Here is a 26,036-nt window from a genome sequence, read left to right as displayed (position 1 = left end):
ATGATGTTGTATAATATAAAAAACAAATTTTATTAAGATTCATAATATTTATTAATAAATTTAATTTATTATAATCGTTTTAAATATTATAAAAACTTATCCTTAGATTGTGTTAAGTAAATATGAAAAAATAGCGTAGCTACACGTATAATTACACAAAATTACACAGTTTTTTTATGTAATCTAAATTAATAAAATTTGATAATACTGGATTTATCAAAAAAAGGCATGCCGAAGGCACCTACTTAAAACTTAAAATGTAGGTGTGTTAAGAATATATGGTTTATTTGAGAATTAAGCAGACAGAAGCCAGTTATTAATATTTTTTTCATCAACTAAAATACCAGCAACTTGTGCAGGAGTTAGATTGTTTAAAGAATAGTGAGGTCTTAAAAAATTATAATGGAAAATAAACATTGCTATTAGAGTGTTTGCACTTTCAAATGATTTAAAACCTCTTTTACGTTTATACCAGTCTTTAAATGTATCATTAAAAGCTTCTAGCAAGTTGTTGGATATATCATCTTTAAATGATTGAACTTTTATGTGTTTTGAAGTGTTAAAAATAGTTTTAGTAGCAAGATTATATGAGCCTAATCTATCGGTCACAATAGCCGATGGACATCCAAACTTACTTGCAGATTTAAACAAGGAAAAAGCTTGAGAAGCATCTCTTGAAGGAGATAAATTAAAACCAAGAACCATTCTGGTTTCTGAATCTATAATTAACCAAAGATAATGTTTTTTACCATTAATAAAAACGACAGTTTCGTCGGCATGCCATTCATCAGATGCACTTAAATCAAGATTTTCAGTAAGTCTATTAGCTATACTTAGAAAAATTGGAGCAAATTTTTTGCACCAAGATGCAATAGTTACATGAGAAAATTTGACATTGTAGGTTAGTTTAAAAAATTGAGATATTCTTCTTGTTGAAGAACCATTTAGATAATAGAGGTTAAGTGCAGTAAGAATTAAAAATAATGGAAATCTCATTCTTTTAAAATCTGTCTTTCCTTTAATTAATTCACAAGATGCAGAGGGTATATTAATAGGTTTTGCAACATAAATAGAATGACCACATTTTTTAGAGTTGCAAGTATAATGGGAATAGTACTCATAATCATGGTGCAAATAAGTACCTCTACCACAAACAGGACAACGAGGATACCCTCTCAATACACGATTTTTCTTGCCCCTATAATCTTCAAGAGTAAACTGACGTCTACAGTCTTTACATTGATATTTTTGATTACCTGCTTTGTCTTTCCCAAAGCGATAGAGATTTTGACTATGGCATCTTGGACATGAAATTTTATTCAATGACTTGCACATAATTTCATCTCTCCTTCGGAGGTATTTTGTTTTTGGCTATATATAAGATAACTCAAAGGAGAGATGAAATTCAAATATCATATAACTTAACAAAACTTATCCTTATATAAGGAGGCAGTATATGAATAGAAAAGAAAAAATATACACATATTTACTTAATCAACCTGAAGGAACAGGACTTGATGCACAAACTATTTCATCAATTTTAAATATAAGCAGGGCTAATGTAAGCCATGAGCTTAATAATCTATGTAAGGAAGGAAAAGTATATAAATCCTCTGGACGACCTGTTCTATATTTTGTTTCAAAAGACCAAAACACTACATTAAAGAGTTCTAAAATAGATGAGTTTGTGAAAAATAATATAAGTTTAAAACAAGCAGTAGAACAAATGAAAGCAGCAATACTTTATCCTCCTAAAGGAATGAATTGTTTGATACTTGGAGAATCTGGCGTTGGGAAATCTATGTTTGCTTCATTAATGCATGAATATGCCATTGAAATGAAAGTAAAAAATGAAAACTCTCCATTTATTATTTTTAACTGTGCAGATTACAGCAACAATCCTCAGCTCCTTACTTCCCAGATTTTCGGAGTGAAAAAGGGGGCTTATACTGGAGCTGAAGAAAATAAAACAGGTCTTATTGAAAAAGCAAATGGGGGTATACTTTTTCTTGATGAAGTTCATAGGCTGCCACCTGAAGGCCAGGAAGCTCTTTTTATGTACCTTGATACTGGTTATTTTAGACGTATAGGAGATAATGAGAATAGAACATCAGATGTTTTAATTATAGCTGCCACTACTGAAAATCCCGATTCAGTTTTATTAAAAACCTTCACAAGAAGAATTCCTATGATTATAAATATACCATCCCTAAAAAATAGAACCTTAGAAGAACGTCTTTTCCTTATAAAAAGCTTCTTTAAACACGAAAGTATGCGTTTAAACAGAGATATATATGTATCACTAAATACAATAAGAGCTTTTCTGTCTTATGATTGTCCAAATAATATAGGTCAGCTCAAAAGCGATATTCAGCTTGTTTGTGCAAAGGCATATTCTGAATTTTTAACAAATATAAGACCTGATGTTAGAATTTATAGTGGGTCTCTTCCAAGTTATATAAGGGAAGGGCTATATAAAGAAAAAGAACACAGGATAATGTGGAATAAACTTGTAGGAGAAGATATAGAGTTTTTTAAGTTTTCCAATTCAGGAGATAATATTCCTTATATTGATAGCAATGATAACAACAGCATATATGAAATTATAGAGCAAAAGTTAGATGAATTAAAATCCAAAGGTATTTCTGACATTAATATTGAAAATATACTTGAAAAAGATATCACAAGATATTTTAGCAAGTATATTAGCGGAGTTACTGATGAAATTAATAGGAAAAGCCTTTTTAACATTCTTGGTAAGGATGTTTTAGAATGTGTGGATAAAGTAGTTTATTTCATGTCAATGTCATCTAAAATCAATATAAGCAGTAACATGTATATAGCATTAGCTCTGCATATTGATACCTTAATAAAGAGAGTTAACACAAATAAGTCTATAGTAAATCCTCAAATAAATAAAATAAAGCAATTATATCCAAAAGAATTTAAGATAGCTCTTGAAGCTAAAAGAATAATTGAAGATTTTATTCATCATCCGATTCCTGATGATGAAGCTGGGTATTTAGCTATATTCTTACTTCCAGAAGAAAAATATGGCCAGAAACTGTTTGAAAAAGTAAAAATAATACTTATTGCACATGGAGAATCCACAGCCACTTCTATGGCAGATGTATCAAATAAACTTCTAGGAGAAGACTACGTAATAGGAATAAATGCTCCTATAGAAATCAACCCTTTGAAAATATTAGATGAGCTTAGAAAAGTAATTAAAGAAAATTTTTGTACAAGCGGTTATCTTATACTCGTAGATATGGGATCACTTACAACCTTTGGAGAAATAATAGAAAAAGAATTTAATGTTCCAGTAAAAGTTATACCTCTTGTTTCAACTTTACATGTTTTGGAAGCTACACGAAAAGCACTTTTAGGCTTCTCACTTGATGATATTTACAAAGAAGTCCTATCTGTAAACTCACAAATGGAACTTAACAGAAATCTTAGAGAGCCAAATAATAATAAAAATAAATTTGCAATAATAACTGCTTGCCTAACTGGAGAAGGTGGTTCTGTAGCACTTAAGAGCTTTTTAAATAAAAATCTGAAATTTGATAAGGATATATTTGAAATCATACCTCTTAATTGCATTGATGTAAAATACTTCACTCAGCAGATAAAAAAATACAGGAAGAAAAGGAAATACTTTTTGTTGTCTCTTCTTTTAAAGTTGATATGGATATAAAACAATATAGTATGTACGATGTAATAAGCATGAAAGTAATAAATGAACTTCAAGAAATAATTGATGCAAAAAACACTCTTATAAAAATGAACTTAATTCTTAAAGAAAATATTGATAACCTTGATGGAGATATACTTTATAACGATATACTTAGTGTTTTAAACAAAATAGCTTCTAAGCTGTCAATAACATTAGATGATGAAACACTAATAGGAATTATTCTTCATTTAGCTTTTACAATAAGCAGATTAAAAAAGGGTGAACCCCCTGTTGAATTTCCTAATAAAGATGTATTTGCAAGCAAATATATTGATACTTATAAAACAATCCAAGAAGAAATTGTTTTTTTATTTAATAAATATAATATTGAGATGTCAGACAATGAAATTTACTATTTAATTAGTTTTCTGTTTCATGAACAGTCATCTTAGATAAAAGAGGATATATCTTCTTTTGAAGGTATATCCTCTAATTTTTTACTCCTTATATATTGAATATATAAATATTACTTATATTGCTTTTCCACGTCATTGACTTAAAAACTATTTTATTGATAATTTTTCAATTAAATACTATCATTATATTAAGATATAATTTTGTAAAAATAAATAATCAATAAAAAATAATTAAACTTATTTTGTTTAAAATACTAATATTAATTTGGGGGATGTTAGTGTGGGTTACAAAAACATTTTCACGATGCTTGGAGGATTAGGGCTTTTTATCTATGGAATGCATATCATGGGTGAAGGCCTTGAAAAAACAGCCGGAAATAAGCTAAAAAAAATACTTGAAGTTTTAACAACAAATAAACTAATGGGTGTCATAGTTGGAACTATTATTACAGCAATTATGCAAAGTAGCAGCGCAACTACTGTAATGGTTGTTGGATTTGTAAATGCAGGTCTTATGAATCTTTATCAAGCTTCAAGCGTTATAATGGGTGCAAACATTGGTACTACTATTACAGCACAAATAATTGCATTTAATCTTTCAGATATTGCTCCTTTAATCCTTGCAGCAGGTGCAATAATTACAATATTTGCAAAAAAGAAAAAGATTAAGGACTTGGGAGAAATTATTTTAGGCTTTGGAGTAATTTTTGTAGGAATGACTATTATGTCAACTTCAATGGAACCTTTAAAAAATAATCCTGAATTTTCCAAAATAATCCTCCTATTAAGCCACAATCCTCTTCTTGCTGTTCTTGCAGGAACAGTAATAACTGGTATTATACAAAGCAGTGGTGCATTTATTGCCATACTAATAGCACTATCTGCTGAAGGTGCAATAGGCTTTGAAGCAGCACTTCCTCTTTTGCTTGGTAGCAATATAGGAACCTGCGTTACAGCACTTTTAGCATCCATAGGAACTGGGAAAAACGCTAAAAAGGCTGCCTTAATACACCTTACATTTAACGTTATTGGAACTATAATTTTCATGGTTTTATATCCATTAATAGTTCATGCAATTCCTATGCTTGGAGGTAGCATAAAAAGACAAATTGCCAATGCCCATACTATATTTAACATTACAAATACAATAATTCAAGCTCCACTTATTCCTCTCCTTGTTAAATTTGTTAATATAATTATTCCCGGTAAAGATAGTGAGCAGGAGACAATGTCCCTTCAATACATTGATAAAAGGCTTTTAGAAACTCCATCGGTTGCTGTGCAACAAGTTGTGAAAGAAACAGTACGTATGGGACGCCTTGCTATCAAAAATGTTGAAAAAACCCTTGAATGTTTTACAAATTTTAATGAAGACATTGAAATAGATATATATAAAAAAGAAGAGCTTATAAATTACCTTGAAAAGGAAATAACATCATATTTGGTACTACTGTCAAACAGCTCAATTTCTGAAGATGAATCAATTATTGTAACATCTCTATTCCATGTTGTAAACGATATTGAAAGAATGGGAGATCATGCTGAAAATTTATTGGAACTTGCTGAAAATAAATTTAAAAATTCATTAAAATTTTCAATTGAAGCACAAACAGAGCTTAAATTCATGTATGAAACAGTTTTAGAAGCTGCAAATAATTCAATAAACGCTCTTGAATTTGGTGATATTAATTCAGCACAATCTGTTATTCAGATAGAGAAAAAAATAGATAGCATAGAAAAACAACTTAGAAAAGACCATATTGATAGGCTCAATAAAGGAATTTGTAATCCTGAAAGTGGAACCATATTCCTTGATGCAATAAGTAACCTTGAAAGGATAGGAGATCATTCGCATAACATATCTCAAATAGTACTTAGTCAAAATTAAATGGAGCCATATAGTATTTAATCATATTTGATAAATTATTAAGAAGTTCTATTGTAATAAATTTTTTACTTCTTAAAAAGAACTTCTTAATTTTTTTATCATTTAACCATTGGCTCCATACTTATTGTTATTTTAAAACAGATTATGTTTTTACTTTTTATTCAACTTGATTTTACATTTGTCTATATTTCCTGGGGAATATTAGCGAATAAAAAAATCATATTACAATATTAATTTTCTTTCCACATCTTGGGCATTTATTTTCACTTATCGACAGATTAATATTATATCCTCTCCTTTCAACAATAATGCAGCCGCAATCAGGGCAATATGTATTCTCATCAATTCCTTGTACGTTGCCAATATAAACATAGTTTAAATATTCTAAAGCAATATCTCTACACTCCAATATTTTTTCAATAGGTGTTGCAGGCTGTGAAAACTTATACATTGGGTAGTATCTTGTAAGATGAAGAGGAATATTAGGATTAATATTTGATATAAACTTACATAGTTGCTTAATCTCTTCTTTAGAATCGTTATATCCATTTATAAGAAGAGTTGTAATTTCTATATGGCATATATTACTTGACATTTCTATAGTTTTAAGAACACTTTCCATTTTCCCTTTACAAATATCCTTATAAAAATTTTTATTGAAAGCCTTTAAATCTATGTTCATAGCATCTATATATGGTAAAAGATATTCAAGGGGTTCTTTATTAATATAGCCATTGGTTACAAGTACTACATCAATTGATTTTTCTTTAGCAACCTTTGATGTATCATATACATATTCGTACCATATTGTAGGCTCATTATAAGTAAAGGCAATACCCACATTACCTTTTATCTTCATATCCTCCGCTAAGTCAACTAACTCCTTGGGCTCTATATATTTTGTTTGAGGCCTCCCAAAAGATATTGAATAGTTTTGACAAAAACCACATTTAAAGTTACATCCAAAACTCCCAACAGACAGGATGTATTTTCCAGGTTTGAAATGAAATAAAGGCTTTTTCTCAATAGGATCAAGCCCAATAGAGCTGATTTCACCATAATTAATAGACTTTATCTTTCCCTCTATACATATTCTAACATCACAGGCTCCTATACCATTTTCTCTAATCCTGCACTTATTAGGGCATATTCTGCATTCAACAAAGCCATTAGCTTTTTCATAAAACATACCTTCTTTTATCATAAAATCACCTGTGCCTTATAACTTCAAATCTTTCTATTGTATAATCTTCCATTGGAGATATATTAGCTTTACTTAGAGCAATCTCAAGCTGCTTATCAACAGTATCAACTCCATCTAAATCGGGAAGTAAAAGCCCTGTTCTAAATCCTTTTCTTACAATAACACCATATTTTTTAGGATTTAACATATCTTTTGTAGCTTTTTCCGGAGCCATTAAAACATCAACGGAATATTGTAGTTCATCAAGTTCTTCTTCAGTTATAGGATAAAATCTTGGGTCATTAATTCCTGCCTCAACAGCATTTCGTATTATTTCTATTGCTACATTCTCAGTTACTGGAAATATTGTACCTATACATCCTCTAAGCTGCCCATTCTTTTTTATTGAAACAAAAACTCCGTTTTTCTTTAACAACATCTCATTCGGTACATAGTCAGGAATATTAATATACCTGCCATTTTTTATATAATACTCAAGGCTCTCTTTTGCAAGCCTTAAATAAGCATCACTATATACCATTGTATTTTTATTAGCTTTTATTGCTTCTTCTATCTTTGGCAATCTGCTCTCCATTTCTTTTATCCTATGGATTTCAAATACTGAATATCCAACTCCAAATGGACATTCATAAGATAAAAATGTAGCCTTAGCCTTTAATTTATCAAGACACCCAAAAAGGATATAAAAAGATCTAAGTCCACACTCTCCCGCCTCACTAATCAATTTATTGTCCATCGTGAATATGCCTTCAATATCCATATTTTCAATAAGTTTTATTATTTTATTATCAAATTCCGGACCATATTTATTATATCCATAGGGACCATCATCAGTTAATTTATGAGATAAATCCCCACTTGCAATTACTACTGCATCATAATCCATATTTCTTACAGCTTCTTCTATTGCCATTCCAAATTTATATAGATTAATCTTCGAAAGCATTCCATAAGTTATGTGTACTAATTTAAAATCATTATAATGCTTTGTAACAAAATAAAGAGGAACCATTGAACCATGGTCAAGTCCTTTTTCAATTTTATACCTTTTTATAGCTTTATCATCTATTAAAACCGTTGAAACGTTAAAATTATTTGCATATTCTAATATGCTTTGTGTAAGAAATGTATCAATATCAAAATTAAGCTCTACATCCTGTACTCCAAACTTTGCAAAATTCCCTCTAATAGTAGGCATATTAGTTATTGCAATAGCATCCCTGAATATAGGCCCATGGGGTGTAATTATAATTATAGTTTTAGGTTTAAGATCTTTAATCTCCATGGCAATTTCATTTAAAGAATTTTTAGTTTTTTTAATTTTCTCATCCTCACCCCTGCCTATTTCTGGAATAATGATAGGAGGATGAGGCATAATATAATAACTCAATATTTTACCCATTGTATCCCTCCAATTATCATCTTACCATATTTTTCTTATTGATGGGTATCATTTTTATATGTCGCAAAATATTTCATTATGCCATAGTAAAGAGCCCAGGCTATTTTATTTTGATAATTTGGATCATTTAAAAGTTTCTCTTCCTCAGGGTTTGATAAAAAACCACACTCTACAAGTATAGAAGGTATATTGTTGTTTTTTATTATATAATAATCATCAGTACCTTTTTCAATTCTTTTATTATTTCTATTTAAAATCTTTATAAGTTCCTCTTGGACAATCTTTGCAAAGAGCTCGCTATCTTTATCACCTTTAGGATAAAAAACCTGGGCACCATAATATTGAGCTTGAGGGAAGCTGTTTAAATGTATACTTACAAAAGCATCTGCCTTATATTCATTAATAATATCTTTTCTTTTTTTTAAATCCTGCCTTTTTTTAGTTTCCAAAGTATTTAATTGACTATATAAACCTTCATCAACTTCCCTTATCATAATACATACATCTCCACCTTCTTCAATATAGGCCTTTAACTTTTTGGCAATTTCGAGATTAATATTTTTTTCAATTGTACCTGATTTCCCTACTGCTCCCCCATCTATCCCCCATGACCTGCATCTACAACTACAACCCTATGACCTGTTGGAATGAGTTTTGATATAAAAACGTTAATATAAGTAAAATCAAAAGCTGCAATTACTGCTACTATAATAAATATTATTATAATTTGTTTAGCATTTTTATTCACATAACCACCTCATCTTAAAAATCATTATTAATATATGATACTTTTCTATAATAAATGAATGTTGAAAAAAGGGTTTCCCTAAGATATTATTATGTTAATATTATCACTTAAAAGGATGTGTTTATATGAAGCTTAATAAAATAAAAGGAGATACTTATTTTATAGATGCCCCTACAAGTTCAGGTATTTATATATTTAAAAATAAAAACTGCCTTATTATAGATACAGGAATAAATAATACTTCTGCTAAAAGAATAGATGCTATCCTTAATGCAAATAATCTAAAACCAAAATATATAATAAATACTCATAGCCATCTTGATCATTGTGGAGGTAATAAATACTTTAAAACTACTTATCCAGGATGTATAGTCTATTCTTCATATTATGAAAAGATATATATAGAAAATCCTGATCTTTTTCCAACAATGCTTTTTTCATCCTCACCATTAAAAGGCATTGAAAAAAATTCAACTTCAACTGAAGTTGATTACATACTTGAATATGGAATCAATAAAATAGGCGATGAAAAATTTGAAATAATACCATTAAAAGGACATTTCATAGAACAGATAGGTGTTATAACCCCTGAAAAAGTTTGCTTTGTAGGAGATGCAGTTTTTAGCTGTGAAATAATAGAAAAATATTCTCTTCCTTTTATTTTTAATATAAAGGAAAGCCTTGATACATTATCTATGCTAAAAAATATAGATGCTGATTATTTTGTATTAGGGCACTACAATGAATTTTTAACTCACAATGAATTCTTATCTTTAGTAGACAAGAATATTGATAACATCGAAAAATATAAAAAACTAATTTTAGAACTTCTTGATCAACCTCTAACAAGAGAGGATTTGCTTGAAAACATTGCTATATTAAATGGTCTAAATATGGACTTTAGACAATATCATTTAAACCTTTCAGCGGTATCTGCTTTTATAAAATATCTTTACGATGAAAACATTATAGACTATTCCATAGAAGGAGGAAAACTTTATTATTTTAATAGAGGAGTCTAAAATACTCCTCTATTATTTACCTTCTATAAGTTCATTTTCTTCATAGCTTATCCAATCACTTATACTACCAGCATAAAGCCTTACATTATATCCTATCTCATCAAGAATAATGTAATTTATTGCAGCCTCAATCCCTGAGCCACAATAAGTAATAATCTCCTTTTTGTTTTCCAATATTTTAAAATTCTCTCTAAGTATGTATATATCTTTTAACTTTCCTTCATCATCAATGCTCTTTTCCCACGGTATATTTATTGCCTTTGGTATATGACCTTTTTTATGATATAAAGGTTCATAATCACCTGTATAACGTTTTTCATTTCTTGAGTCAACTATAACTATATCTTCTTTTTCTAAAGCTTTTTTTACATAATTAATATCAGCATACATATTATCATTTATTTTACATTTAAAAAATCCATCAAATCTTACTTGAGGTTTATCGGTTAAAATTGGTAAACCATTGTTCTTCCATTCGTTAATACCTCCGTTTAAAACAAATACTCTTTCATACCCCATATACTTTAACTGCCACCATGCCCTTGGAGCACTATATATTCTATCATCATAAAGTACAATTGTTGAGTCCATTTTTATACCTAAATTGGATAACTTTTTACCAAGAACATCATTATCAGCAACAGGTCTTGCTCCTCCATGGAGTCCTTTTTTCCCACAAAAGTCCTCATTTATATCAATATAATGGGCATTTTTTATGTGACCTTCTAAATATGCCTTCTTCCCATAAGAAGGATTAAACAAATCAAATCTACAGTCAATAATAAACAAATCAGGATTATTAATATTATCCTTTAACCAACTGCAGTTAACAAAATTTTTCATTATATCACCTCTTAAAATTTTTCAATTTTAATTATATAACAAACTTTAGTAAAAGTATTATCTTAAATATCAAAAGCTACAGTCTTTATATTAACTGTAGCTTCCATATTTTATAAAATTAATTGAGGTAAATCAACTAATTTTTATTATTTTCATTGTGTTTAAATATGTTAATTTTAATTAACTTCCAGTCAATAATTATAATCTTCATTACATTATTTTTGAAGAATAAGAAATTAGATTTCCATATTCTTTAAATCATCAGCAATCAAAAGATTTGCTTCTGTTGCGTTTTTTACATCTTCTATAGAATACTCTGGATTTATTTCAGTAAGCATTATTCCTTTTTCTGTAATCTTCATCACTCCCATTTCTGTTACAATCATGTCTACTCTTCCCTTTGCTGTAAGTGGAAGTGTACACTCTTTAAGTATCTTGGGAACGCCTTTGTTTGTATGAGTCATAGCTACAATTACCTTCTTTGAACCTGTTACAAGATCCATAGCTCCTCCCATACCCGGAACAAGCTTCCCAGGAATTATCCAATTGGCAAGGTTTCCTTTCTCATCTACTTGAAGTGCACCAAGCACAGTAACATCCACATGACCTCCTCTTATTATAGCAAAGGACATAGCTGAGTCAAAGTACATTCCTCCTTTAAGGAGCGTAACAGGCTGACCTCCTGCATTTGTAAGATTCTTATCAACATCTTCTTCTTTAGGTTCTGGCCCTAAACCTATAAGTCCATTCTCTGACTGCAGGTATACATCAATATCCTCTGGAATATAATTAGCAACCATTGTAGGAAGACCTATTCCAAGATTAACCACATCTCCATCATGGAGTTCTTTAGCTACCCTTTTTGCAATTAATTCTTTCTCATTCATATTACATGTCCTCCTTTACAATGTAATCTACAAATATATGAGGTGTTATGATTCTTTCAGGATCCAATGAACCTATCTCTACAATTTCATCAGCTCCAACAACAACAATATCAGCTGCTGTTGCCATGATTGGATTGAAGTTTCTTGCTGTCTTTGCATAAACAACATTTCCTAATTTATCTACAACACTACCCCTTATTATTGCTAAATCAGCTTTGAGTGGTTCCTCTAAAATATATTTTTTTCCACGAACTTCAACAATTTGCTTTCCTTTTTCTATATATGTTCCAATCCCAGTAGGTGTCAATACTCCACCAAGTCCTGCACCAGCTGATCTTATTCTCTCTGCAAGTGTTCCCTGTGGATTAAGTTCAATTTCTAAAGTTCCTTCCGACATCATCTTTCCTGCCAAAGGATTCAATCCTATGTGTGAAGTATAAAGCTTTTTAACTTGTCCATTCTTTATAAGTTTGCCAATACCCTTATCCTCATAACCTGCATCATTGCTTATAGCAATAATTCCTTTTATGCCACTTTTTAATATCTCATCGATTAATACATCAGATGTTCCTACTGTCATAAATCCACCAAACATAATCGTCATATCATCCTTTAACATAGACCTGAACGTTTCTCTATCTATTATTTTATTCTTCATTTTTACCACCTCTAATCAGCATAAATTTTTAATTACCACAGCAGTTCCCATTCCTCCACCAATACAAAGAGAAGCAAGTCCAAGTTTAGAACCTCTCTTTATCATTTCATGAAGCAATGTTACAACAATCCTTGCTCCGCTCATTCCAACAGGATGTCCAAGGGCAATAGCTCCACCGTTTACGTTAGTTCTCTCCCTAATCCATTCCTCTGGTACACCATGTTCATTTGAAAGCTCTCTTATAACACCTAAAGCCTGAACAGCAAATGCCTCATTAAGCTCTAAAAGCTCTATATCATTCAATTTAAGATTTGCCATTTTAAGAGCATTCCTAATTGCTGGCGTTGGTCCAAGGCCCATAATGCTTGGATCAACTCCTCCCTGACCAATAGCTATAACTTCAGCTAAAGGCTTTAATCCTTTCTTTTCTACTATTTCCTCTGAAGCAAGCATAATCATAGCTGCTCCATCGTTTATTCCAGAAGAGTTTCCTGCTGTAACCGTACCATCTTTTTCAAAGGCTGGTTTAAGCTTTGCTAAAGCTTCTACGGTTGTTCCTTCCCTCGGATGTTCGTCAGTATCAAATATAAAGCTCCCTTTTTTTGTATTTACCTGGTATGGTACTATTTCATCCTTGAATTTCCCTGATTTTATAGCTTCTATAGCTCTTCTTTGTGATTCAACTGCAAATTCATCTTGAGCTTCTCTACTTATATTGTATTTTCTTCTAATATTTTCGGCAGTAACTCCCATGTGACAAAGATTATATGCATCTGTCAGTGCATCATAAACCAAATGATCAGTCAGTTTAAAATCTCCCATTTTGTGTCCTTCTCTTAAAACTCCATGTGCAAGATAAGGTGCCTGACTCATAGACTCAGCCCCACCTGCAATAACTAGATTCTGCAATTCTGCCTTAATATTTGCATATCCTAACATAAGAGCTTTCATTCCACTTCCACAAACCATATTTACACTATATCCCGGAACTGTATATGGAATTCCAGCCTTTATTGCCACCTGTCTTCCAATACCTTGTCCCTGTCCGGCTTGCAAAACATTTCCAACAACAACTTCATCTATTTTTTCAGGGTTAATTTTTGTCTCATCAATTATATTTTTTAAAACAGCAGCGCCCATATCAGCAACACTTTCATTCTTTAAACTTCCAAGAAAAGTTCCTATTGCTGTTCTCTTTGCTACTACTATATATACTTTTTTCATTATAATATAATCCCCTTTCTTGAATGGTAATTTTAGATATTGATACCTGCAAAATATCCTTCTCTAATAGCTGTTTCAACAGTACGAGCTTTTACACAATCACCAGCAACCCAATAAACAGGTGCAGTACCCATAAATGCATCTGCTTCTGATGTGCATGGCTTCATACCTGCAGCTAGAACAACACTATCTGCAGATAACTTAAATGTTTCATTTCCTTTTTTATATAAAACTCCGCCTTCATGAATTTCTGTACATTTTGCTGATGTGATTTGAATTAAATTTGGCTCCTTATTCATTTCTGATAATATATCATCACGATGTGTCTTTGACGCATCTTTAGCCATTTCACTACACATTTCAAGTATTGTAACTGTTTTTCCTAATCTTGCAAGATGTAGCCCTGTCTCACATCCAACCTGACCGCCACCTATAATAACTACATTATCGCCAAGAGTATCTTCAATACCATAAGTATTTATTGCAAATATTGAATGCTCAACACCAGGGATAGGTGGAATCAAAGGTTTTGCTCCAACAGCAACAATAACTGCATCATATCCTTCATTTTTAATATCATCTGGTAAAACACTATTATTTAACTTTACTTTTATTTGTGATTTCTTCACCTGATTAATTAAATAGTCTCTAAATTTTGCAAGTGAATACTTAAAATCAACTTTAGTGGCGAATTTTAATGCTCCTCCAAGGCTATCCGTTTTTTCATATAAAGTAACTTCATGGCCCCGTTTTGATGCAGTAAGTGCAGCATACATACCTGCCGGTCCACCGCCAATAACTGCAACCTTTTTCTTTTCAGTTACAGGCACAATCATTGAATCTAAATGCTGCATTATGCCAATTGTGGGGTTTACAGAACACTGAAAAAAATGTCCATATACTGTACTGTCATGGCATCTCATACATTTGATGCATGGCACTACATCTTCTTCTTTCCCTGAAATGCTCTTTGTAATAAGCTTTGGATCTGCAATCAGTGCCCTGCATATTGCAACAAAATCAGCTTTACCAGAGGCTATTATTTCATCTGCATCCTCTAAACTTCCAATAGCTCCAATTGCAGTTACATAAGATTTAATCCTGCCTGACTTTTTAAAAGCTTCTGCAAGATAAACATTTGGATTTGGAGGTAAAAAGTCACATGGATGTGTACGGCACATAAGATCTGGAGTTACCATTCCACAGCTTGCTTGTATAATATCTGCATATTCTTGAAGCACCTCTGCAATTTTAATTCCTTCCTCAAGATCAATTCCACCTTTTTTAAATTCGTCGGCTGACATACGAATCTCTATTATCATGTTATTTCCAACTTTTTCCCTTATTGCCTGTAGGATTTCAACGATGTAGCGTACTCTATTTTCAAAACTTCCACCATACTGGTCAGTTCTTTTATTTGTAAGTGGCGATAAAAATTGCGCTATTGGTATGCTATGACCAAAGTGCAGTAGAATTCCATCATATCCTAATTTCATGAGCATCTCTGCTGAATGTACGTATCCTTCTTTATAGCGCATCATCTCACTTATTGGAATTTCTCTCCCCGGTGTAATACCATCCATAAGCAGCCCGCCTTCTGATGCAACATATCCGTCATCAAAAATACCTATTAACTCCATCGATGCCTTTGCACCATAAAAATGAATCCTTTCAGCAAGCTCTGCCAGCCTATTCATTGCATTATGCTTATAAATACTCCAGTTTGCATGTTCACCATCATCAACAACAGGTAAAACCTTTACACCTGCACATACAACAAGACCTGCACCTTCCTTTGCTCTTTGAACAAAAAAGTTCATAGCAGATTCAGTGGGATAAATCTCTCCATTTGAAGCTGAGTGTAGTGTAACCGGTGCTGCAATTATTCTATTTTTCAATATATGATTTCCGACTCTAATAGGACTCATTACATGTTTGTATTTCACCTTCATATTATCCCTCTTTCTACATTCAAACAAACAAGTATGTTTAATACTTGTTTGTTTGAATAATTTATATTTTTTATTTTTTAAGATAATGTATTACCCTTTGCTCCTTCTATTTTTGGTGATTTTGAACCATAATCTCTATCAGCAGCATTTGCATCTGGAATATTCCACATTGTTAAAATTGTTATAAAAGAAATTACAAGCAAACCAATCATTATATAGTAAGCCATTGTAAGATTACCCATTTGATTAAATGCTCCCATAAAGGTCAATGCAAAGGCCATTGGAATAGCTTGAATGGTCATTATCCATTTATTTGCTGCCATGTATTGCTTACGTCCATATACGTAAGAAGTAACACATGGATGCATTGTTGGAAGTCCTCCTGTCATACAAGCAACTCCAAATGCCCAAATTGCCATAAGAGTTACATTGCCACCTACAGGCATTATAGCAAGTGGAACAACTGCAAACAGGAACAATACATTAAGAACTAGTGATGCCTTAATTGAACCAAGCTTATCATCAATCCATCCAAGTACATAGCTCATTGGAATACCTAAAGCAGCTCCTATTGAAAGCCATAATAGAGCCTTACTAACAAAGAGATTGGGAACATCATTAGGACCACTTAAACTAATATACCTAACAGCCATATACCCCATCATTGCAACAATAACAAACTGCATAATACCATAAGAGATTATAAGCTGCCATGCTCTTTTATCTGTTAATATCTCTTTTAATGTAATATCTCCTCCAACCTCTTCTTTTTCAGAAATTGGTGCATGATCAGCGCCATCAGGGAATAGCCCAAGTTCCTCTGGTGTATCCTTGATAACAAAAATAGTTAAAAGTGCCATCAAAATTAAAACACCAGCAATCATTATATATGTATTCAATCCATATTTACCAACTAAAGATGTTAGCACACCAATACCTACAACAGACATTAAAGGGCTACCAGCTGTAATCACACCTAAAACTCGTCCTCTATATTTTATAAACCAGTTTGCAGCCAGCATAAATCCTCCCATTTGAAGAGGAACTACCATTATACGTACAAAGAACAAACTTACTGCATATAACGCATAGTTTTCACCTGCTACTGCAATCCCAATACACCCTAATGCCAAAATAAATATACTCGGTACTAATATTTTTTTAACACCATATTTTACAAATAGTGAACCTATAACTAAATAAAGTACAATTGTTACCATTGCTCCTGCTGTAACAGGATTTGTTATTTTTAGGTCATTCCAGCCTAATTTTGATTGCAAATATGGAGTAAGAATATTTAAATGGTCATTTTGAAGTCCCGAGTAGAAAAACATATAAAATATACCGATAATATTAAATGCAATTGCATAAGCAGCAAATCTCTTATTTTTAAACATATCTATCCCCCCGTTCTTTATATTTATTTAAATTCTTCAGAATCCATATAATCCACTGCATTATAACCAGCCATTCTTCCGCTGTTAACAGCAAAACCCATTGTATTTCCTGGCATGAAGAAGCAATAGCTATCTCCATAGATATTACATGCATCTGTTCCACATGCATATAGACCTGGTATTTTAATTCCTGATGGATCAAGAACTTCCATTTTATCGTTTGTTTTTACTCCGCCAAGGCTGCCATATCCTGCTGGAAAATGTCTTGCAGCATAATACTTTCCACCTTTTAAAGGCTTCATATATTTATGCTTTTTAAAGAACATTTCGTCGGAAGTTGTACACATTCTATTGTACTCCTCAATAGTTTCCTTTAAGTTTTTAAGGTCTATTCCTGTTTTTTCGCATAATTCTTCTAATGTATCTGCTACAAAAACGTTAACTTGATGCTTTTGTTCCTCATTATGAAGTTCGCTAAGTCCAGCAGTTTCAGAAGCCTCTCCCTTAAAGTAAGCTTCAATTTCTTTTTCCCATTTTTCAATTGTCTTAATATTGTGATGTACAGTAACATAATCAAGACCGTTCTTCCTATAATAATCCAGTATACTGTCATCAATTATTGTAAAAGCCATTCTCTCTCTTTGTAATGATATAGCATTGCCTGTGTAAACTGTATTATTCATAATCTCTTCGTTAATGAAGCGTTTCCCATCAAGATTAACCATAAGATTAGGCTGTCTCATTGTTTCACTTATTGTTTTAAATATATCTGTTACCCCTGGTGTAGTATATGTCAATTCCATAGTTGGTTGAGTTCTTCCAGCACCTGCTTCCCAGAGCATTTGCAATCCTTCACCCTGTACCCCTGGTATTCTGAATGAGTGTAAATCCTTGCCCCATTCATATCCAAGTATGTCATGTATCATCTTTGGATTATCACCAAATCCACCTGTTGCAACAATAACAGCATTACATTCAGCAGTAACTTTTTCACCATCAGAAGTTATTAATTCAACTCCAGTAACATATCCATCCTCTTTTAATATTTTTGTTGCTTTAGTCTTGTACATAATCTTAACACCTAACTCTTCTGCTCTTTCTGTCAAAACTCTAAACATGTTAGATGCTGCTCTTTCTGCTGGAGCATTGCTTCCTTTAATTTTTACAATATGCCAAGTTTGGGTAGACTTTTCAAAATATTTATATGCTCCTAAAAATTCTACTCCCATAGATTCAAGCCATTCAATTGTGTTGCTTGACTGTTCAATATACTTTCTTACAAGCCTTGCATCTACTCTCCAATGAGTATAATTCATTAATAGATTAAAAGCATCCTCTTTAGTAAAATCAATTAATTGAGCCTTCTGATATTTTGACTCCACAGCAAAAAGGCCCATTCCCATGCTTGCTGCTCCACCAGTAGTACTTCCTTTTTCTAAAACTATAACACTTGCTCCCTTTTCTGCTGCTGCTACAGCAGCTGTAATTCCTGATGCACCGCCACCTATTACAATAACATCAGCCTCTAAATTCATGCTCATAAAAACATCCCCTTTCTTAAATACTAATGTCTTGGCTTTTAATTATTGATTAAAAAGTATCTTACTGTCTCCTGCGCCTTCTCCTTGTCATACCATCTTCCTGTCCATCAGAAGTTTGATTAAAACTGCCTACTTGTACTGGTTCACTGGGAAGTATAGGTTTTACTGCACCAGCCTTCTTTATTGCACCTTTGGGGCAAACAGATACACAAACCATGCATTTATTACATACATTTGTATCGATAACGTGAATCATATCTGCCCCACCAGCAATTGCACCCTGTGAACAACTTTCCAAGCATTTACCACATCCATCACATAACTGGGGATCTACATAAAGTGTATAACTACATTTACATATCATATTTGAACATCTTTTACGACGGATATGTTTGTCCCACTCTTCTTCATGCTCTTTCATCAAATTAATGCAAATTAATGCTGCAGTCCTTGACATTTCACAACTTGCACATTTATTTATCTGCTCGAGAATATCAAGTAATAATTCAAAATCTTCACTCTTTGAATTACCTTCAGTTATATCCTTTATGATTTTAAAAACTTGCCATGTACCCTCTCTGCAGAGAACACATTTTCCACAGGATTCTTTTCTCGCAATATCCATAATATTCATACAATAATCAACAACACAGGCGTTGCTATCAGAAGCATTCCATTTTGGAAATACTGTACTGTTTGCCTCACAGGTCATTTTATCACCTCCTTTACCTTTTTAAATTGCGGATCAACCCAATATTTTACTTTTTGTATATCAAGCCTTAGGTCACATTGTAAACAACGAGTTGATTCTGCCTTCGCATCACAAGCATCTTTAAAATTACTAATTCTTGGTAGGCTTGAAAAGTTTTCAATTGTACCAATATTAGGATTTAATTTTTCTCTTTCAAATAGTACCTCTTCAATATCCCCATCGCCGCCTAAATATTTATCAATATTCATTGCAGCCTGGCGTCCTGAGGCAATAGCATCTACTACAGATTTAGTTCCATAGATAACATCACCTGCTGCAAATACACCATCTCTACTTGTTTTCATATTTTCATCAACTTTTGCAAAGCTTTTTCTAACCAGTTCAATTCCAAAGGATTCATCAAGCTCTGGCTGTTGACCTGTTGCAAATATTATTGTATCGGTTGTAAGTTCCATCTCTGACCCTTCCTCGATGTCAAGTTCCAAGCCCTTTTCAGTAAATTTAAAACTCTTAATGTTTTTTAGTAGTAGTGAATTCACATTATCAAAAGACTCATTCACATTTGCAATTATTTTACTGTTAAGTATCTCTATTTTTTCTTCTAAAGCACTATTTATTTCTTCGGGATCTGCTAGCATACTATTACGCGCTTCCATGCAAACTATCCTTACTGTATAAACACCTAACTTCTTTGCTATCCTTGCACAGTCAAATCCTACGTTTCCTCCACCATAGACTGTTACTGTATCACCTAATTTAGGTAATGTGCCTTCACAAGCCATTCTGCAAAAGTCAACAGCATCATAAGCATTTTTCCATTGTTTATTATAGTCCGGTGGTCTTTTCCCTCTTGTTGCACCAGTAGCTATAAGTATTGCATCATAGTTTTTATCTTGAAGCTCATTAATTGATTTAATATTGGAATTAGTATATACTTTTATTCCAATTTCCTTTAATATCTCTATCTCTCTGTCCACAACATCTTGAGGCAACCTATATTTAGGTATACCATAGGAAAGCATTCCTCCTGGACGGTTATGTCTTTCATAAACTTCTGCTTCATAACCTTTTTTAGCCAAATAGTATGCTGCTGTCATTCCAGCAGGACCCCCTCCAATTATTGCAACCTTTTTACCATTAGGCTTATTTATTGTAATCCTTTTCTTCCATAGGTGTTCCTTATCGTTTTCAACTGCAAATCTTTTTATTTCTCTAATAGATATAGGTTCATTCAAATGTGTCCTTTTACAACCTAACTCACAGGCATGTGTACAAACATAACCAAGAGAATGTGGAAATGTAAGCTTTTCTCTGATAACTGAAACAGCATCACTGTATCTTCCCTCTCGCACAAGTCTTACATACATTGGTATATCAGTATGTGCAGGGCAATTATTTTTACATGGAACTAATGCTAAGTTTCTTGGAGCATCCTTTGCAAAAATTCCTTTTACATCCTGCAGTGCACCTGTTGGACACACTTCAACACATGCTCCACAGAATCTACAGTCTGTGTCAACCAATGGTTTATCACCTTTTGTGTAGATATAGGTTTCACCGTTTTTCTTATTAAAGTTAAGTACACCTACACCTCGAAGCTCTTCACAGGCACGCACACAACGTCCACACTGTATACAACGTTGCATTTCCCTTTTAATCATATTGTCTGACTTTGCTATCCTTGTATTTTCTTTCTCAATTTCTCTAAGCCTTGAATGAGCAACACCCATGTATTGCATAAGTGCCTGTAATTCGCAGTTTAAATATTTATCACAAGATGTACAATCTTTCGGATGGCTTGCTAATATTAGTTCTAAAGCCGTCATACGTAGTTTTTTTACAGATTCTGTCTTTGTATTGACATTCATTCCATCTTTGACAATTGTTTCACATGCTTGAACAATATTTGGCACACCTTCTATTTCTACTGCACACAACTTGCAATTACCATAAGGTGTTAAATCAGGATGATAACACAGATGTGGAATATATATTCCAGCATCCAATGCAGCCTGCAACAAGTTTTGTCCTTCTTCTGCTTCAATTAAATATCCATCGATTTTTAAACTTACTTTCTTCATAAGTCACCCCTAATTATTAAAAGTTATATTTTGAGTGCAATTTCTTTTTAGACTTCAAAAAGAGTACTAAGAAAAATCCCAAAACGCTCATACCTGTTACAGTCAAAAATGCCAAATTATATCCTCCGCTTACAGTCTTAATTCTTGCTGCAAGCTGTGGGCCAATAGCCCCTGCTAATCCGTAAGCAACATAGAGAAAAGGATAGTTAACAGAAAGATTTTTCAAACCAAAGTTATCAGCACATACTGGTGAAAACATAGAAGTAAACCCTCCATAGCAGGCACTTATTATAAGAAGTGCGGCTACAAATATTATGCCGCTTGATTTAGTAAGCAGTATCATAGCTCCACCAATTACAGCAAATAAAAACATCATGACATTATATCTTCCAAAACGGTCTGAAACAAATCCAAATATAAAACGTCCAAAGGAATTAAAAACAGAAAACAATCCAACCAATAGTGCTGCTCTTTCAGCTGTGTACTTAAGAACTTCCTGTAGAATTGTTGAAGCATGTCCCATAACCATTAAGCCTGCTGTAGCCCCCAATGTAAGTGTTATAACCAAAATGTAATATGTTGATGTCTTTAACATTTCTCTCCATGTGTAATCCATATTACCTACAACATTATTACTTGTTTTTGAGACTTTCTTTAGCCTTTCATTAAAATTCTCAGGTACATTCTTTATAAGAAATGAGGTTGGAATCATTACAACAGCAAATATAACTGCAAACAAACCAAATACAGCTAATACGCCATGCTTTTTCATAAAAAGTGTTGCAATGGGAGCCCATAGAACTGCACCACTTCCATAAGAACATGCTAAAATACCTGAGGCTAATCCAGTCTTATCTGGAAATAAACTTGTAGAATATGACATTAAGGTTGGATACAACATTGCAATCCCAATACCTACAACAATGCCATATACAATATATAAATAGCCTATTGTATTTGTAAACATTGTTGCAGCAAGACCAATTACATAAAAGCCAATACCTATTCTTAGATAATTTCCAACTCCTAATGTCTTCTGATATTTTCCAAGAAAAACAGGTGCAATGGTTGATATAAGTATCTGAATTGTGAATGTAAAGGAAATAGCTTTAAGTCCACAATTTAAATTTCCCATAAGTGGCTTTTGAAATACACTCCATGCATATCCTATTCCAGAGCACAATGCCAACACCATTGCCGATGCCATATATATCCATCTTCTGCGTTCAAAATTCAATATTATTCCTCCTATTCCATCATTTCTATAATGCAGGCTGCTCCCATTCCTCCACCGACACACATAGTAATAAGGCCATATTTACCACCTGTGTCTTTTAAGTAATTCATAGCTTTACAAAGTAATATTGCACCGGTTGCTCCCAATGGATGTCCAAGAGCAAGAGCGCCACCTCTTGGGTTAACTTTACTCTTATCCATTTTAAGTTCATCAATCGTTGCAATAGCTTGTGATGCAAAAGCTTCATTTAGTTCAATTACATCCATATCTTCAAGAGTGAGACCTGATTTATCTAAAACTTTCTCAACTGCATAAATTGGACCTAATCCCATATATGCCGGGTCTAACCCCTCAACTGCAAAGGATATAAAACTTGCAATTGGTTTTATTCCAAGTTCTTTTGCCTTTTTTTCAGACATCAACACAACAAAGGAAGCACCATCACTTCTTTGTGAAGATGTGGCAGCCGTTACCAAACCATCTTCCTTAAAGCAAGGCTTCAAAGTAGCCAATACCTCCATGTTTGTTCCTTTTCTATAGCATTCATCACGTTTAAATATAACGGGATTACCTTCTTTATCATATCCTGTAACAGGAATTATTTCGTCATCAAACAGGCCATTTTCTACAGCCTCTGCAGCTTTAGCATGGCTTTCAACAGCCATCTGTTCCATACGCTCTCTGCTTATACCACATCTTGCTGCTACGTTTTCAGCTGTAATTCCCATGGGCATATAGATATCTGTATTATTAAGAAGCCATTCATTTAAATAAGCTGAATTATCTGAAATAACAGGGCATGACATGGATTCTACCCCACCTGCAATTACAACGTCCTGTAAACCACTCATTATCATAGAAGCACCTATTGCTACTGCCTGTACACCCGATGCACAAAAGCGGTTAACAGTCTGAGCTGGAACTTCAACTGGGAATCCTGCTCTTATTACAATATTTCTTGCTGGATTTAAACCCATTTTCCCTTCAGGTATTGCACATCCTACAATTACATCATCAATATCATTTAAATCAAGTTGAGGAACTCTTTTAACAACGCCTTTTAGCACCTCTGCACCAAAATCAACAGGATTTGCAGCAGCTAATGTACCTTTAATAGCCTTGGCTATGGCTGAACGACCATAAGCTACGATAACACATTTCTCCATGCTAAAACTCCCTTTCAAAATCCTTTTTATATATACATAATTTAACTAATTGCTTTCCACTTTTTTTTTATGTTAAAATTATTTCTGTACAAATACGGAGGGAGGATTTTTATGAATATTGAAACACTTCAATATTTTCAGTATATTGGAAAATATAAAAACATTACAAAAGCAGCTAAGCACTTCTTTATCAGCCAATCGACATTAAGCCGTCACATAATGAGCCTTGAAGAAGAACTCGGTGTAAAGCTTTTTGAACGTGACAACAAGAAAATTCAGTTTACTGAAGCCGGTGAAGCATTATATAATGAGTGTGAACTTCTAATTAGGCATCTTCAAATTGTTATTAATAATGTTCAATTGGCAGATAAAGGTAATACCGGAACACTCAGAATTACTTCACCTGGAAAATTGTGCAAAACATTATCAGACGCATTGATTCTAATGAAGGAAAAATATCCATCAATAAATCTCATAGTGGAATCATACAACTTCAATGAAATCCCTTGTGCAATACTTTATGGTATTTACAACATTGGATTTACTTACGATTTTGCTTGTTCAGACTATGATGAACTTGAGATTATTCCAGTGGGAACAGATGATTTCTCCTTACTAATACCATCAAAGTTCTATAAAAATCCTTCTAAAGAATCAATAGCTGAAATTGTAAAATCACTCCCTCTTATTCTACCAACATATATTGAACCACCTTTTATGAAATTAATAATTCATGAATTTCAACGTTTTGCCGGCATAAAGAAAATTAATACAATTTATGTAAACACTACTGAATCAGTTGTATTTGATGTTTCTTTAGGCTTAGGGTATGGTATTGTTCCTACATCTTTAACAAAATCTAAAAATAGCGATGAAAATATTTCCTACATCAACTTAGATGACTTTTCTGCTAAAGGTACAATTGTAATGCTTCGTAAAAAATCAAATACATCTGAAATAGTTAACAGTTTTGTGGATATTATCAAAGATCTTAGTAAAAAAGATTTAAAGGAATGATTTTGTATTTATTCTTTTTTCCAAATAATATAGCTTATACTAACTCAATTAACTAAGCATATTGCATAACAATATTGAGTATAGCTTTTCATTCATACTAGCACTTCTTGATGTTAATACAATTGGTATATCAGCACCAACAAGACAACCAGCCATGATATTGTCAGGATCTGCACTCCATATTTTACTCATTACATTTCCAGTAACCAATTGAGGTACCAAAAGCATATCAACATCACCAGCATAAGGGGAATCATATCCCTTTATTTTTGCAGATTCTTTTCGGGTTGCAAGATCATAAGAAATAGGACCTATTACAACTCCATCTCCAAATTCACCACTAAGTGACATCTCCTGTAATCTTTGAGCATCAACGGTTTCAGGCATTTTTTCACTTACTGTTTCAACGGCACATAACGCACCAACAACCGGTTTCTCATAACCTAATTTCCTTAAAGCTTCCATTCCTTCATTTATAATTTTCTTTTTATCTTCCAAAGTTGGATATGGAATAACCGCACAGTCACTTATAGCTAAAAGCTTATGATATCCTTTAAGTTGCATAAGGCCAAAATGCGTTATAAAGCCTTTTTTATTCAAGCCAGTTTCTTTATTAAGAATTGGTCTTAGTAAATTCTTTGTCTCAATCTTACCTTTAACAATGAAATCACCTTTACCTTCATGAATTAGCTTTACAGCTATTTCTGAAGGATTTTCATCTATTTCACAATGAACAATTTCGTAATCTCTATTTAAATAATTCATCCTTTGAATCATATCTTTTACTTTTTCTTTATCCCCTACTAAAACAGGAGTTGCAAAACCTTTTTCCTGAGCTAAAAACACTGCTTCGAGTACATGGTCTTCATTTGCACCAGCTACAACAGCTCTTTTAGGCGATCTACTCCTATTAAGACGTGTATTAATTAACTCTTCAAATTTCTTATACATAACCATCACCT

General features: G+C 32.6%; 22 protein-coding genes. 5 read left to right on the top strand and 17 right to left on the bottom strand.

What is annotated here, in order from left to right; translation table 11 throughout:
* Nucleotides 1-294 precede the first annotated feature (294 nt).
* Nucleotides 295-1,335: an IS6 family transposase gene (locus FDN13_RS09420; protein ID WP_138979960.1), complete on the bottom strand. Its 1,041-nt coding sequence runs from the start codon at nucleotides 1,333-1,335 to the stop codon at nucleotides 295-297.
* Nucleotides 1,336-1,456: 121 nt separating this feature from the next.
* Here FDN13_RS09420 and FDN13_RS09415 point away from each other — a divergent pair, with 121 nt between their 5' ends.
* The 3 genes from FDN13_RS09415 to FDN13_RS09410 all read left to right on the top strand — a co-directional run bounded on the left by FDN13_RS09415 (nucleotide 1,457) and on the right by FDN13_RS09410 (nucleotide 5,983).
* Nucleotides 1,457-3,700 (top strand): sigma-54-dependent transcriptional regulator, encoded by a 2,244-nt coding sequence (locus FDN13_RS09415; protein WP_371414815.1) that lies wholly within the window; start codon nucleotides 1,457-1,459, stop codon nucleotides 3,698-3,700.
* On the top strand, nucleotides 3,691-4,131 hold the full coding sequence (locus FDN13_RS14590) for a PRD domain-containing protein (protein WP_371414814.1): 441 nt from the start codon (nucleotides 3,691-3,693) through the stop codon (nucleotides 4,129-4,131). The genes FDN13_RS09415 and FDN13_RS14590 overlap by 10 nt, the downstream gene beginning before the upstream one ends.
* 268 nt (nucleotides 4,132-4,399) lie before the next feature.
* Nucleotides 4,400-5,983 (top strand): Na/Pi cotransporter family protein, encoded by a 1,584-nt coding sequence (locus FDN13_RS09410; RefSeq protein WP_138981066.1) that lies wholly within the window; start codon nucleotides 4,400-4,402, stop codon nucleotides 5,981-5,983.
* A gap of 217 nt (nucleotides 5,984-6,200) precedes the next feature.
* Here the strand turns inward: FDN13_RS09410 and amrS are convergent, their stop codons facing one another.
* Genes amrS through FDN13_RS14240 form a run of 4 tightly spaced genes read right to left on the bottom strand, consistent with a single transcriptional unit; the run spans nucleotide 6,201 to nucleotide 9,337 of the window.
* A complete protein-coding gene (amrS, locus tag FDN13_RS09405; RefSeq protein WP_138979959.1) occupies nucleotides 6,201-7,187 on the bottom strand; it encodes an AmmeMemoRadiSam system radical SAM enzyme in 987 nt (328 codons plus the stop codon).
* Between the two features lie 4 nt (nucleotides 7,188-7,191).
* A complete protein-coding gene (gene amrA, locus FDN13_RS09400; RefSeq protein WP_138979958.1) occupies nucleotides 7,192-8,589 on the bottom strand; it encodes an AmmeMemoRadiSam system protein A in 1,398 nt (465 codons plus the stop codon).
* Nucleotides 8,590-8,624: 35 nt separating this feature from the next.
* Nucleotides 8,625-9,134, bottom strand: coding sequence for an N-acetylmuramoyl-L-alanine amidase (locus FDN13_RS09395; protein WP_243120299.1), 510 nt, complete (start codon nucleotides 9,132-9,134; stop codon nucleotides 8,625-8,627).
* A 53-nt stretch (nucleotides 9,135-9,187) separates the two neighbouring features.
* Nucleotides 9,188-9,337, bottom strand: a complete 150-nt coding sequence (locus FDN13_RS14240) for a hypothetical protein (protein ID WP_168190129.1) — start codon at nucleotides 9,335-9,337, stop codon at nucleotides 9,188-9,190.
* A 125-nt stretch (nucleotides 9,338-9,462) separates the two neighbouring features.
* On the opposite strand from FDN13_RS14240, the gene FDN13_RS09390 reads away from it, so the two are divergent.
* Nucleotides 9,463-10,359 carry an MBL fold metallo-hydrolase gene (locus tag FDN13_RS09390; RefSeq protein WP_138979956.1) on the top strand — a complete coding sequence of 299 codons (897 nt, stop codon included), beginning with the start codon at nucleotides 9,463-9,465 and terminating at the stop codon, nucleotides 10,357-10,359.
* Between the two features lie 12 nt (nucleotides 10,360-10,371).
* Here the strand turns inward: FDN13_RS09390 and FDN13_RS09385 are convergent, their stop codons facing one another.
* From FDN13_RS09385 to FDN13_RS09335, 11 genes are all read right to left on the bottom strand, one after another.
* The gene (locus tag FDN13_RS09385) at nucleotides 10,372-11,202 is read right to left on the bottom strand and encodes a sulfurtransferase (RefSeq protein WP_138979955.1); all 831 of its coding nucleotides are present in this window, start codon (nucleotides 11,200-11,202) and stop codon (nucleotides 10,372-10,374) included.
* Between the two features lie 236 nt (nucleotides 11,203-11,438).
* Nucleotides 11,439-12,089 (bottom strand): 3-oxoacid CoA-transferase subunit B, encoded by a 651-nt coding sequence (locus FDN13_RS09380; protein WP_138979954.1) that lies wholly within the window; start codon nucleotides 12,087-12,089, stop codon nucleotides 11,439-11,441.
* A gap of 1 nt (nucleotide 12,090) precedes the next feature.
* Entirely contained in the window at nucleotides 12,091-12,747 is a 657-nt protein-coding gene (locus FDN13_RS09375; protein ID WP_138979953.1) for a CoA transferase subunit A, read from the bottom strand.
* A gap of 15 nt (nucleotides 12,748-12,762) precedes the next feature.
* Nucleotides 12,763-13,971: an acetyl-CoA C-acetyltransferase gene (locus tag FDN13_RS09370; protein WP_138979952.1), complete on the bottom strand. Its 1,209-nt coding sequence runs from the start codon at nucleotides 13,969-13,971 to the stop codon at nucleotides 12,763-12,765.
* A 32-nt stretch (nucleotides 13,972-14,003) separates the two neighbouring features.
* On the bottom strand, nucleotides 14,004-15,923 hold the full coding sequence (locus tag FDN13_RS09365) for an FAD-dependent oxidoreductase (RefSeq protein WP_138979951.1): 1,920 nt from the start codon (nucleotides 15,921-15,923) through the stop codon (nucleotides 14,004-14,006).
* A gap of 77 nt (nucleotides 15,924-16,000) precedes the next feature.
* Entirely contained in the window at nucleotides 16,001-17,320 is a 1,320-nt protein-coding gene (locus FDN13_RS09360; RefSeq protein ID WP_138979950.1) for an MFS transporter, read from the bottom strand.
* A gap of 23 nt (nucleotides 17,321-17,343) precedes the next feature.
* Nucleotides 17,344-18,861, bottom strand: a complete 1,518-nt coding sequence (locus FDN13_RS09355; RefSeq protein ID WP_243120201.1) for an FAD-dependent oxidoreductase — start codon at nucleotides 18,859-18,861, stop codon at nucleotides 17,344-17,346.
* Nucleotides 18,862-18,922: 61 nt separating this feature from the next.
* Complete coding sequence (locus FDN13_RS09350; protein ID WP_138979949.1) at nucleotides 18,923-19,573, bottom strand: NADH-ubiquinone oxidoreductase-F iron-sulfur binding region domain-containing protein; 651 nt, start codon at nucleotides 19,571-19,573, stop codon at nucleotides 18,923-18,925.
* Nucleotides 19,570-21,654, bottom strand: coding sequence for an FAD-dependent oxidoreductase (locus FDN13_RS09345; protein WP_138979948.1), 2,085 nt, complete (start codon nucleotides 21,652-21,654; stop codon nucleotides 19,570-19,572). The genes FDN13_RS09350 and FDN13_RS09345 overlap by 4 nt, the downstream gene beginning before the upstream one ends.
* A 16-nt stretch (nucleotides 21,655-21,670) precedes the next feature.
* Nucleotides 21,671-22,891: an L-lactate MFS transporter gene (locus tag FDN13_RS09340; RefSeq protein WP_138979947.1), complete on the bottom strand. Its 1,221-nt coding sequence runs from the start codon at nucleotides 22,889-22,891 to the stop codon at nucleotides 21,671-21,673.
* A gap of 11 nt (nucleotides 22,892-22,902) precedes the next feature.
* The gene (locus FDN13_RS09335) at nucleotides 22,903-24,057 is read right to left on the bottom strand and encodes a thiolase family protein (RefSeq protein WP_138979946.1); all 1,155 of its coding nucleotides are present in this window, start codon (nucleotides 24,055-24,057) and stop codon (nucleotides 22,903-22,905) included.
* A gap of 111 nt (nucleotides 24,058-24,168) precedes the next feature.
* Between FDN13_RS09335 and FDN13_RS09330 the strand changes: the two genes are divergently transcribed.
* Nucleotides 24,169-25,074 carry a LysR family transcriptional regulator gene (locus FDN13_RS09330; RefSeq protein WP_168190128.1) on the top strand — a complete coding sequence of 302 codons (906 nt, stop codon included), beginning with the start codon at nucleotides 24,169-24,171 and terminating at the stop codon, nucleotides 25,072-25,074.
* Between the two features lie 48 nt (nucleotides 25,075-25,122).
* Here FDN13_RS09330 and FDN13_RS09325 read toward each other — a convergent pair whose 3' ends face one another.
* Nucleotides 25,123-26,025 (bottom strand): phosphate acyltransferase, encoded by a 903-nt coding sequence (locus FDN13_RS09325; protein ID WP_168190127.1) that lies wholly within the window; start codon nucleotides 26,023-26,025, stop codon nucleotides 25,123-25,125.
* Nucleotides 26,026-26,036 lie beyond the last annotated feature (11 nt).

Source organism: Caloramator sp. E03, assembly GCF_006016075.1.
GTDB lineage: Bacteria > Bacillota > Clostridia > Clostridiales > Caloramatoraceae > Caloramator_B.
Note: the sequence above shows the minus strand (reverse complement) of the source record. Positions and strands in the feature narration are given on the sequence as shown.